This window comes from Acuticoccus sp. (assembly GCF_965213555.1).
In the GTDB taxonomy this organism is placed as follows: domain Bacteria; phylum Pseudomonadota; class Alphaproteobacteria; order Rhizobiales; family Amorphaceae; genus Acuticoccus.
In genome coordinates this window covers 1002534-1014161 of the sequence record NZ_OZ243890.1, presented here as the reverse complement: position 1 = coordinate 1014161, position 11628 = coordinate 1002534, and the positions used below count along the sequence as shown (strand labels likewise).

General features: G+C 70.7%; 10 protein-coding genes. 8 read left to right on the top strand and 2 right to left on the bottom strand.

All coding sequences use genetic code 11. The annotated features are described in order from the left end of the window. Positions 1–63: 63 nt before the first annotated feature. Complete coding sequence (locus ACOOE8_RS04955) at positions 64–1182, bottom strand: ABC transporter substrate-binding protein (protein WP_420393742.1); 1119 nt, start codon at positions 1180–1182, stop codon at positions 64–66. A 101-nt stretch (positions 1183–1283) separates the two neighbouring features. Between ACOOE8_RS04955 and prpB the strand changes: the two genes are divergently transcribed. Together prpB and ACOOE8_RS04945 are read left to right on the top strand one after the other, a co-directional pair. Beyond that, complete coding sequence (gene prpB / locus ACOOE8_RS04950; RefSeq protein WP_420393741.1) at positions 1284–2192, top strand: methylisocitrate lyase; 909 nt, start codon at positions 1284–1286, stop codon at positions 2190–2192. Beyond that, positions 2189–3703: an MmgE/PrpD family protein gene (locus ACOOE8_RS04945; protein ID WP_420393740.1), complete on the top strand. Its 1515-nt coding sequence runs from the start codon at positions 2189–2191 to the stop codon at positions 3701–3703. Before prpB ends, ACOOE8_RS04945 begins: the two co-directional genes overlap by 4 nt. A gap of 24 nt (positions 3704–3727) precedes the next feature. Here the strand turns inward: ACOOE8_RS04945 and ACOOE8_RS04940 are convergent, their stop codons facing one another. Then, positions 3728–5320, bottom strand: coding sequence for a class I adenylate-forming enzyme family protein (locus tag ACOOE8_RS04940; RefSeq protein WP_420393739.1), 1593 nt, complete (start codon positions 5318–5320; stop codon positions 3728–3730). A 382-nt stretch (positions 5321–5702) separates the two neighbouring features. Between ACOOE8_RS04940 and dctP the strand changes: the two genes are divergently transcribed. The 6 genes from dctP to ACOOE8_RS04910 all read left to right on the top strand — a co-directional run bounded on the left by dctP (position 5703) and on the right by ACOOE8_RS04910 (position 11528). Further along, on the top strand, positions 5703–6776 hold the full coding sequence (dctP, locus tag ACOOE8_RS04935; protein ID WP_420393738.1) for a TRAP transporter substrate-binding protein DctP: 1074 nt from the start codon (positions 5703–5705) through the stop codon (positions 6774–6776). 41 nt (positions 6777–6817) lie between these two features. After that, entirely contained in the window at positions 6818–7414 is a 597-nt protein-coding gene (locus ACOOE8_RS04930; RefSeq protein WP_420393737.1) for a TRAP transporter small permease subunit, read from the top strand. Beyond that, on the top strand, positions 7411–8727 hold the full coding sequence (locus tag ACOOE8_RS04925; RefSeq protein ID WP_420393736.1) for a TRAP transporter large permease: 1317 nt from the start codon (positions 7411–7413) through the stop codon (positions 8725–8727). Before ACOOE8_RS04930 ends, ACOOE8_RS04925 begins: the two co-directional genes overlap by 4 nt. An 11-nt stretch (positions 8728–8738) precedes the next feature. Next, entirely contained in the window at positions 8739–9158 is a 420-nt protein-coding gene (locus ACOOE8_RS04920; protein WP_420393735.1) for a PaaI family thioesterase, read from the top strand. 82 nt (positions 9159–9240) lie between these two features. Beyond that, complete coding sequence (locus ACOOE8_RS04915) at positions 9241–10245, top strand: zinc-binding dehydrogenase (RefSeq protein ID WP_420393734.1); 1005 nt, start codon at positions 9241–9243, stop codon at positions 10243–10245. Between the two features lie 35 nt (positions 10246–10280). Further along, a complete protein-coding gene (locus ACOOE8_RS04910; protein WP_420393733.1) occupies positions 10281–11528 on the top strand; it encodes a D-amino acid dehydrogenase in 1248 nt (415 codons plus the stop codon). The last annotated feature ends 100 nt before the right edge of the window (positions 11529–11628 follow it).

The following is an 11628-nucleotide window of genomic DNA, read 5'->3' as shown; positions in this document are numbered from 1 at the left end:
GGTGACGTCCCGTTGCGCGACCCGGGCCGTCGCGTCCGCCGCCACGGCCCGGCCACCGTCAGGCTACTGGTCGAGCGAGGCGGTCCACCGACTGCGGAACTCCTCGTCGCCCTCGATCTGGCTGGCGTCGTAATCGATGAGGATCGCCTTCTCCTCGCCGCCGATCGCCTCGAGCACCGACTGATAGGTGTAGCCGAGCACGGCGTCCTCGTCGACGTCCTCGCGGTAGGGCGTCAGCCCGCCCTTGCCGAACGCGGTCTGCCCCGCGGTGGACAGGATGTAGTCGAGCATCAGCTTGGAGCACGCCGGGCTGCCGGTCTCCTTGGGGATCGCGACGCCACGCAGGAACAGCGGCGTGCCACCCTCGAGGAAGCTCCAGCCGATGATGGTTTCGAGCTGCGGAGTGAGCTTGGGGAACAGCACGATGCCGGAGATGAAGTAGCCGATGTCGTACTCGCCGGAGGTCAGCTTCTCGATCATCGGGCCTGAGGAACGCTCGGGCCGGGTCGCCGGGCCGATGGCCTCGAACCAGGACCACGCCTCCTCGCCGACCTCGTCGGCCACCGCCCGTGCGATGGCGTAGCCGAAGGAGGAGGCGCCGACGTCGTAGGTCGTCACCTTGCCTTCCAGCTCGTCTGGGTTCGCCTCGACCATAGAGGCGAGCTCCGGCAGGCTCTTGGGGATCTGGTCCTCGTCGAGGGTGCGCTTGTTGTACATGATGACCATCGGGTCGGTGGACACCACGTAGACGTTGGGGAGCGGCTGGGCGAATTCCGGCAGCTGATCGAGCTCCGGGGAGGTGTAGTCGAGGGCCGAGCCGCGCTCGTCGAACTCGATCCACTTGTCCGGCGCGGCGCTGACCAGCATGTCCGCCGTCTCGGTGCCGGCGCCCGCCTCCGCGAAGTAGCGCTCGAACACCTCGCCGCTGTCGAGGTCCAGCGTCTGCACGGAGACATCCCCGTACAGCTCCTGGAAGCCCTCGATGACCGGCGCCCAGTTGTACTCCGCCATGTTGGAGTAGATCACGAGGCCGCCCTCACCGCGGCACTCCTCGACGATCTGGCCGTAATCGTCCGGATAGTAGTCCGGCAGCGCCTCCGGAACGTCCTGTGCCCAGGCGGTGCCGGCGAGGATCGCGAGGGCCGACACAGCGCCGACGGCGGTTTTGAGGTTGCGTGACATTCCGCTAATGCCCCTCCCAAGGCGTCGTTTGGGCGACGCTATCAAGCGCGCCTGGGGCCGGCAACACGACCCTCCTCGCGCAGGTGCCGGGGGAGGCGCGCATGTGGCTGAACGGGGACGGGCGCGAGGGCGAGCCTGCGGGGACGCGTCTCGCCAGCCTCATCGCGCGAGAGGGCATCCTCGAGGTCCCCGGGGCGCACCACGCGCTGGCCGGGCTCCTCGCCAAGCGCGCGGGGTTCGAGGCGCTCTACCTCTCTGGCGGCGCGGTGACGGGGTCCATGGGGTTGCCCGACCTCGGCGTCATGACGCTCGGCGAGCTCGTGTTCTTCACCCGCAGCATCGTTCGCGCGACGGGGCTGCCGCTGATCGTCGACGCCGACACCGGCTACGGCGAGGCGCTCAACGTCATGCGCGCGGTGCGCGAGCTCGAGGATGCCGGCGCCGCGGCGATCCAGCTCGAGGACCAGGTGCTGCCCAAGAAGTGCGGCCACCTGTCGGACAAGCGCCTCGCCCCCGTGAAGGAGATGGAAGCCAAGGTCGCCGCCGCCTGCCGCGCGCGGCGCCACGCCCTCGTCGTGGCACGCACCGACGCCGCGTCAGTCAGCCTCGACGAGGCGATCCACCGGGCGCAACGCTACGTGGCGGCGGGCGCGGACGTCATCTTCGGCGAGGCGCTCGTGTCGGAGGACGACTTCCGCGCCTTCACCGCCGCCGTCGATGCGCCCGTCCTCGTCAACATGACGGAGTTCGGCCGTACGCCCGCCTTCACGAGCGCGCAATTCGCCGCGTTCGGCGCGAAGGTCGTGATCTGGCCGGTGTCCTCGCTGCGCGTCGCCGCCGCAGCCATCGAGGACCTTTACGCCGCGATCCGCGCCGACGGCGGCACGCACACAAGGGTGGGCCGCATGCAGCCGCGCGCGGCGCTCTACGAGACCATCGGCTACCACGACTACGAGGCGCTCGACGCCTCCATCGCGCGCTCGGTGCTGCCGGGCGAGCCGGGTCGTTGATCGACCACGAGATCCGCGTCCACCCGTCCGCGGCGCGCCTGCCGCGCGAGGCGCAGCTTGCGTGGGCGATGGCCGCCTTCGCGGCAGGCCGGCCGCCGGTGGAGGATGATGTCGCGCAGATGATCGCCTGCCGCATCGTCGACAACGCGGCCGTCGCCGTCGCGGCTCTCGACCGTGCGCCGGTGGCCGCGGCCCGCGCGATGGCGCTCGCCCATCCTCGCCCCGGCGGTGCCACGGTGTTCGGGCTCCCGGCGGACGGGACCGTGCACGCCGAGTGGGCGGCGTGGGCGAACGGCACGGCGGTGCGCGAGCTCGACTTCCACGACACCTTCCTCGCCGCCGACTATGCGCACCCGGCCGACGCCATCCCCGCACTCGTCGCGGTGGCGCAGCAGTGCCGTTGCTCCGGGGCCGACCTCCTCACCGGCATCGCCGTCGCCTACGAGGTCCACGTCGCGCTCGTGAAGGCGATCTGCCTGCACAAGCACAAGATCGACCACGTCGCCCACCTCGCGCCGGCGGTGGTGGCGGGGCTCGGCGCGCTCCTCGCGCTGCCTGCGGAGGTGATCTTCCAGGCGATCAACCAGGCGGTCCACCTGGCGTTCTCGACGCGCCAGTCGCGCAAGGGCGAGATCAGCTCGTGGAAGGCGTTCGCCCCGGCGGCGACGGGCAAGTCCGCCATCGAGGCGGTGGACCGGGCGATGCGCGGCGAGGCCGGCCCGAGCCCGATCTACGAGGGCGAGGACTCGGTCATCGCGTGGCTGCTCGACGGGCCCGAGGCCGCCTACACCGTGGCCCTGCCGGCGCCCGGCGAGGCGCCGCGGGCGATCCTCGAGACCTACACCAAGGCGCACTCGGCCGAGTACCAGGCGCAGGCGGTCATCGACCTCGCCATCGCCCTGCGACGCGACGTCGAGGACCTCGCCGCGGTGCGCGAGGTGGTGCTGTCGACGAGCCACCACACCCACACCGTCATCGGCACCGGCGCCAACGACCCGCAGAAGATGGACCCTGCGGCGAGCCGAGAGACGCTCGACCACTCGATCATGTACATCCTCGCCGTGGCGCTGGAGGACGGCGCTTGGCACCACGAGGCGAGCTACACGCGCGAGCGCGCGTCGCGCCCATCCACCGTGGCGCTGTGGCACAAGGTGCGCACCGAGGAGGACCCGGCGTGGACGCGGGCCTACCGCGACCCCGATCCTGCGCGCCGCGCGTTCGGCGGCCGGCTCGCCATCGTGCTCGACGACGGCCGCGTCGTCGCCGGTGAGAAGCGGGTCGCCGACGCGCATCCCAACGGCAGCGATCCGTGGCGCTGGCCGCACTACGTGGACAAGTTCGCCGACCTGACGCGGGGCCGCGTCGACGACGGCGCCGCGCGCGCCTTCCTCGGGGCGGCGGCAGACCTGGGTGCGCTGGAGGCCGGTGAGCTGGCCCGTCTCCACCTCGCCAGCCTTCACGCCGCGAGCCCTTCAACGACGGGCCGTGCCGCGATCTTCGACTACCCGTAGCGGGGTGGTCGGCCCGACCGGCGATCAGCCGCGCGCGGCATCGCGATCGGACTGGCCAAGGCGCGGGAAGCGCTCGCACATCATCGCCGCGACGCGGACGCGGTCCGCCTTGCCGGCGCCGTTCAGCGGGATCTCGTCCACGACGACGACCTCGCGGGGGTGCGCGTAGGCCGGCCCTTGGCGCAGCGCGAACTCCTTGAGCGCAGCCGGCGTCGTCGCGTCCTCGCGCGCCAGCATGACGAGCGCCACGGGAACCTCGCCCTTCACCGCGTGCGGCACCGGGACGACGCAGGCGTCCACTACGGCCTCGTGCGAGAGGAGGAGGTCCTCCACCTCCTTCGGGTAGATGTTCTCGCCGCCCGAGGTGAACATGTCGTCCGTCCGGCCGCGGAAGTAGTAGAAGCCGTCGGCGTCGCGGTGGAAGAGGTCGCCGGTGCGCAGCCACCCGTCGCCGAGGCGCTTGGCGGTCACGTCGGGCAGGTTGTGGTAGCCCGGCGTGACGCCGGGGTTCCTCACCCACAGCTCGCCGTCGCTCGGGTGCTCGGTGCCGTCCGCGTCGACGAGCTTCACCTCGCCCTCGGGCCAGGCGACGCCGCAGCTCCCGTGCGGCACCGGGCGCCCGTCCGTCGGGGGCCCGAGCATGACGGGGCCGCCCTCGGTGAGCCCGTAGCTCTCGCCCACCGGGACGCCGAACGCCGCCTCGATGGCGTCGGCGAGCTCCTTCGCGACCGGGGCGGAGCCGATGGTGATCGACTCCAGCGCGGCGAAGTCGAGCTCGCCAATGAGGTCGCGGTGGCGCAGCATCATGGAGAAGGCCGCTGGCACGCCGCCTGTCTTCGTGCAGCGGTACGTCGCGAGCGTCGTGAGGAAGCGGCGCGGCTCGAAGGTCGGCAGGATGACGACGGAGCCGCCGGCGTGGAGCAGCGGCTTGATGGCGCCGGCCATGGCGTTCTTGTGGTAGAGCGGCATGGCGGCGAGCGCGCGGGCATCGGGGGTCGACGGCCAGTGGCGCTGCAGGCAGTCGAGCCACCAGAGCTGCCCCGCATGGGTGAGGATCACGCCCTTGGGCCGTCCGGTGGAGCCGGACGTGTAGGGCTGGAAGGCGACGTGATCCGGCGCGAGCGAAGGCGGCTCGAACCTCGGCTCGGCTCGCGCCATCGCGTCCCCGTAGTCCTCCCAACCGTCAGGGGGCCGGGCGTCCCCGTCCACCGGCATCATCGCGAGCCGAACGCCGATGCCGGCCGCGTCCACCTCGTCGGCGGCGACGGCGTTGGAGGCCGGCTCGACGATGGCGGCCTCGCAGCCGGCATCGGCGAGGATGTGGGCGATCACCGGCGCGCCCTGTCGCGTGTTGAGCGGCACCGGGACGACGCCGGCGCGCATCGCGCCGAACATCACCTCGACGAACTCGAAGCGGTTGCCGACGCACATGGCGAGCCGTGCGCCCGGTCCGAGCCCGCGCGCCGAAAGCAGGCTTGCAACGCGGTCGAGCCGATCCTCGAGCTCGGTGTAGCGCACGACGCGTTCCGCCTCCCCCGAGAGGTCGATCAGCGCGATCGCGTCGGGACCCCTCGCTGCGGCGGCGGCGCTGAAGTAGCCGAGGTTGCCGTTCGTCACGTTCGTCCGCGCTCCAAGCTGCCACCCCACGCCGCCAGGGCAGCACGCAGAGCGTAGGGCATCGCGCGGGGCAACGCCAACGGGACGGGCGCAGGCGGGACGGGACTGGACAGCACCGTCGACGCGTGATCGGCTGCCATCGACGACACGGGATGCTGCACGCGGATGGGCGGGAACGGCATCGACCAGGGACCATCACCGACGCCGATCCCAGCCGTCGGGGTACGGTCTGGCACGTCCGTTGCAGAAGGCGGATGCGGGCGCCCGGTCGCCGTGCTGCAGGCCAGCCGGACGGCCCGTCATCGCGCCCCGCGACGCGTGCGGGCCCCGTGAGCGACATCACCAAGACCCCGCAGGGGGCACAGCGGCAACAGGAGAGACCATGACGATCCGACCGATCCTCGCGGGGGCCCTGCTCGTCCTAGGCACGAGCGCGGCGAGCGCGCAGGACTACCAGTTCCGCATGGCGACCATCGACGTCGAGACCGGGGTCTACTTCACGACCATCGCGCAGCCGTTCGCCGACCTCGTCGGGCAGCTCACCGGCGGGCGGGTCGAGATCCAACCGCTGCCGGCGGGCACCGTGGGCAACATCTTCAAGCTGCACGAGGCGCTGGAGGACGGGCTGGTCGACATGGTCAACTGGCCGCCGACCTTCCTCGGCACGGCGGACCCCACGAACGCGATGATCACGCTGTTTCCCACCGGGCTCGGCACCGACTCGTTCCACTCCTGGCTCTACATGGGCGGCGGCGAGGAGCTCCTCACCCAGCACCGCCGCGAGACGATGGGCATGCACTCCATCGCCCTCGGCTCGGGCCCCTCGGAGTGGTTCGCGCACAGCCACGTGCCGATCCAGACGACCGCGGACCTCGAGGGCAAGAAGTACCGCACGCTCGGCAACTGGGCCGCCGTGGTCAACGACCAGTTCGGCGCCTCGCCGACGACGGTCCCCGGCAGCGAGGTCTACTCGATGCTGGAGAAGCAGGGCGTCGACCTCGCCGAGTACTCCATGCCCGGGGAGAACTTCGCGCGCGGCTACCACGAGGTGACGCCCTACGTGATCTATCCCGGCATCCACGCGCCGGCCTGGGCGTTCGAGCTGATGATGCGGCAGGAGGACTGGGACGAGCTGCCCGACGACATCAAGCTCGCCATCAGGACGGCGGCGAAGGTCGTCACCTTCGATTCCATGCTGAAGATCATCGCCTCCGACCTCGACGCCGTGGAGCAGATCACCGCGCGGGCCGAGGCCGGGGACAACGAGCTCATCCGCCTGCCCGACGAGTTCATCGCGGAGGCCCGCGCGGGTGCCCGCGAGTGGGCGCGCAAGGCCTCCGAGGAGGCGTCGGCCAGCGGCAACCCGTGGCCGCAGAAGGTCTCGCAGTCGATTTTCGATTTCCAGGACCGCTGGATCGCGAACTCCAAGTACCTCGTCGTCGACCACGCGGACTGACCGCTCAACAGCGGCGCGGCCCCTCGCGCCGCCGTTCGCCCATGAAGGCGCTCCTCCTCCACCGCATCCTGCCGGCGCTCGACCGGATCGGCCACGCGCTCGCCGGCATCGCGATGGTGATGATCATCGTCCTCGTCGTGGTCATGCTCTACGAGGTCGTCGCCCGCCGCTTCTTCAACGCGCCGACGATCTGGGCGAACGACATCACCTACATGACGAACGGCAGCCTGTTCCTCATCGGCGCGGCCTACGCGCTGCGCCGCGACGCGCACGTGCGCATCGACTTCCTGGCGACGCGCCTGCCGGTCCGTCTGCAGCACGCGATCAACCTCGCCTTCTACGTCGGCCTGTTCCTCCCGCTCCTTGTGCTCACCAGCCAAAGCTCCATTCAGAAGGCGTGGCGGGCCTACGAGCGCGGCACGCTCGAGAACATGAGCGTGTGGGAGCCGCTCGTCTGGCCCTTCCTCACCGGCATCGCGCTCGGCGTCACCGGGCTCGCGGTCCAGGTGGTGGCGGAGGCGATCCGGCACCTCATCGGGGTCGTCGACCCGTCCGCGGTCCCACCGCCGGGGACCGGCCGCAACGACGCGCCGTCGTCCTCGCGCGAGGCGCCTGCGGTGCCTGACCGCGTGCGATGACGAACGAGCTCCTGGCCGGGCTGATGTTCCCGGTCCTCTTCGCGTTCGTGTTCCTCGGGATCCCGATCTCGTTCTCGCTGCTGGTCACTGCCGCGCTGTTCGGCCTGCCGATCTACGGCGACGTGATCGCGCTGCAGATGTACGCCGGTATCACGCAGACCGCCTCGAACTTCGCGCTGTCCGCGGTGCCGCCGTTCGTCTTCATGGGCTTCATGCTGGAGCGGTCCGGCATCGCCCAGCGCCTGTTCGAGGCGCTGCAGATGTGGCTCGGCCGCCTGCCCGGCGGGCTCGGGCTCGCGACGATGTCGATGGCGGGGCTCGTGGCGGCGACGACCGGCATCGTCGGTGCGGTCGAGGTGCTCATCGGCGTGATGGCGATCCCGGCCATGCTCGCCTACCGCTACAACCGGTCGCTGATCGCCGGCGTCATCTGCTCGGGCGGCTCGCTCGGGACGATGATCCCGCCGTCCCTCGTCGTCGTGATCTACGCCTCGGTGGCGAACATCTCCATCGGCCAGCTGTTCAGCGCGGTTCTCCTGCCGGGCGCGATCATGGTCGCGGGCTTCTTCTTCTTCATCCTCGCTGTGTGCGCCATCCGCCCGGCCTGGGGACCGGCGGTGCCCTCGGTCGACCGCCCTCCCATCGTCGAGCGCATCATCGTCACGCTGACGGCGCTCGTCCCCGTCATCGTCCTGATCTTCTGCGTGCTCGGAGCGATCATGCTCGGGATCGCGACGCCCACCGAGGCCGCGGCGGTCGGCGCACTCGGGACCGTGCTCCTCGCCCTCGTCTACCGGCGCCTGTCCCTCGCCGTGCTGGTGGACGCGCTGCGCGAGACGCTCCTCGTCAACTGCATGATCCTCCTCATCGTCGTCGGCGGCTCGATCTTCGCGGGCATCTTCCGCGTGCACGGCGGCAACAACCTCGTCGGCGGCGTCGTCGACTTCCTGGCGCTCGGCGAGACGGGCGTCCTCGTCCTGATGCTGTCGGTGGTGTTCCTCGCCGGCTTCATCCTGGACTGGGTCTCGGTCGTCCTCATCTGCCTGCCGATCTTCGTGCCGCTCATCGACGCCGCGGGGATCGACCCGATCTGGTTCGCGGTCCTCATGATCGTCGTCATCCAGACCTCGTACCTCACGCCGCCGATGGCGCCCTCGATCTTCTACCTCCGCTCCATCGCGCCGCCGGAGATCACCTACATGGACATGTACAGGGGTGTGCTGCCGTTCGTCGGCCTGCAGGTGGCGACGTTGCTCCTGGTGTTCTTCTTCCCCCAGCTCGCGACGTGGCTGCCGCGGGTGCTGGTCAACTGATGGCGGACGCGATGACGGACGATGCACGGGCGATCGTGGCGCAGTTCCTCGACGGGAGCCCGTTCGTCTCCTTCCTGAACCTGTCGCTCGTGGAGCTCGACGCGCAGGCCGGCACCGTCACCATGAGGATGCCCATGCGGCCGGAGCTGGAGCGGGGGGGCTCAATGACCGGCCAGTTCCACGGCGGCGCCATCGCCGCGCTGATCGACACCGTGGGAGACCTTGCCGTCGCCGTCCGTGTCGGGGGCGCGGTGCCGACGATCAACTTCCGCGTCGACTACCTGCGGCCGTCGACCGGCAACGCGCTGACCGCGACCGCGACCGCGAGGCGCGTCGGCCGCACCGTCGGCGTCGCCGACGTCGACGTGATGGACGAGCAGGGACGGCTGACCGCGGTCGGCCGCGGCACCTACTCGGCCCAGCCGGGCTAGACGAGGCCGTGCGGGGAGCCGATCATCGCGCCGATCGTGCGTCGCCGTCGGTGGGACGCGGGCTGCGCAACGGGAGACGGCCATGAGGGCTCAGGTCATCCACGCCCACGGCGCCATCGACGACATCGCGTTCGAGCACGGCTTCCCCGAGCCCGTCGCAGGCGAGGGCGAGGTGGTCCTGCGTGTCGGCGCCTGCACGCTGAACTACCACGACCTCTTTACCCTCAAGGGGATGCCGGGGATCAAGGTCCCCATGCCGATGATCATGGGCATCGACGTCGCCGGCACTGTGGAAGGCGTCGGCGAGGGGGTCGAGGGCTGGAGCATCGGTGATCGCGTCGTCGTCGACCCCATCGAGCGGCGCTCGGGACGCCTCCTCGGCGAGATGATGCACGGCGGGCTCGCCGAGCTCGTCAAGGTGCGCGCCGAGCAGCTCATCGCGATCCCCGATGCCATGTCGTTCGAGGTCGCCGCGTCGATCCCCTGTGCCTACGGCACCGCCTACCGCATGGTGGTGCGTCGCGGCGCCGTCGCAGCGGGCGAGAAGGTGCTCATCCTCGGGGCGTCCGGCGGCGTCGGGACCTGCTGCGTCCAGCTCGCGAAGATGGCCGGCGCGCACGTGATCGTGGCAGCCTCGTCCGACGAGAAGCTGGAGCGGCTCGCCGAGCTCGGCGCCGACGAGGGCATCAACTACATGAAGGCGGAGTTCCACAAGGAGGTCTACGCCCGCCATGGCAAGCCGCGGATCGCCGGCGGCGGTGGGGTCGACGTGATCGTGAACTTTACTGGAGGCGACACCTGGGTGCCGTCCCTGCGCGCGCTCACCAAGGGGGGGCGGATGCTCACCTGCGGCGCGACGGCGGGCTACGATCCGCAGACGGACATCCGCTTCATCTGGACGTTCGAGCAGACGATCATCGGCTCGAACGGCTGGTCCAAGGAGGACGTCGCGGAGCTCATCGAGCTGACGCAGGAGGGCCGTCTTGCCCCCGTCGTCTCGGCGACCTGGCCGCTCGAGGACGCGCGCGAGGCGTTCCGCGCGATGGAGCGGCGCCAGCTCTTCGGCAAGGTCGCGGTGGTCCCGTGACCATCGCAACGGCGCACCGCCAGTGAGGGGATGACATGCACATCGTGGTGTTGGGAGCCGGCATCGTCGGCGTGACGACGGCCTACGAGCTGTCCAAGGACGGCCATCAGGTCACCGTGGTGGATCGCCAGCCGCTGGCGGCCAACGAGACGAGCTACGGCAACGCCGGCATGATCGCTCCGGGCCACGCGCTCACCTGGGCGTCCCCGAAGGCCCCGATGATCCTGCTGCGCTCGATCGTCCAGAGCGACCAGGCGCTGCGGCTGAAGCTGTCCGCCGACCCGCGCATGTGGGCCTGGTGCCTGCGCTTCCTCGCCCAGTGCACCGCGCCCAAGTCGCGGGCGAACACGCTGCGCAAGCTCGCGCTGTGCCAGTACTCGCAGGAGTGCCTCGGCGAGACCGTGGCCGCCACGGGGGTCAGTTACGACCGCCGCACCGACGGCATCCTCTACCTGTTCCGCGACGCGCAGTCCTTCGACAAAGGCGCCGAGCGGGCCAAGATCCTGGAGGAGGGCGGGCAGACCCTGGAGCGGCTCGACTTCGACGGCGTCGTCGGCGTCGACGCCGCCCTCGCCGGGGCGAGGGACACGATCCACGGCGGGCTCTACTGCCCCACCGACGAGACCGGGGACTGCCACGCGTTCACCAACGGCCTGGTGGAGGTGTGCCGCGAGCGGGGCGTGGACTTCCGCTTCGACACGACGATCACCAAGGTCGTGACGGACGGCGAACAGGTCGTCGCGGTGGAGACGGACGGCGAGCCCGTCCATGGCGACGGCTTCGTGCTGTCGCTCGGCAGCCAGTCGCCGGCGGTCGGGCGCAGGATCGGCGTGAGGCTGCCGATCTACCCGGTGAAGGGCTACGCGGTGACGCTGCCGGTCAAGAACAACAACGTTGCGCCGAAGGTGGCGGCGGTCGACGAGAACGTCCTCGTCGCCTACACGCCCATGGGCGAGCGGGTGCGGATGACGGCGACCGCGGAGCTCTCCGGCTACGGGACCGCGCACAAGCCGGCCGACTTCACGACCGCGCTCGGCGTGGCACGGGCGCTGTTCCCCGATGCGTGCGACTTCGACCGCGCGTCGTACTGGTCGGGCCTGCGCCCGATGACGCCGGAGGGCACGCCCGTGCTCGGCCGCGCGAGGTACCGGAACCTCTACGTCAACACGGGGCAGGGCCACATGGGGTGGACCATGTCGCACGGCTCCGCCCGCGTCACGGCCGACCTCATCGCGGGCCGCACCCCGGCCATCGACGTTTCAGGGATGGCGTACGCTGCCTGAACCGAGCGGCGTGGGCACGGCTACAGCACGCCGCTTCTACTCAGATCCCCAGAAGACGCTCTAGCCCGTTGGGTTTCGAGCGGTCTTTTTGGCGGTGGGT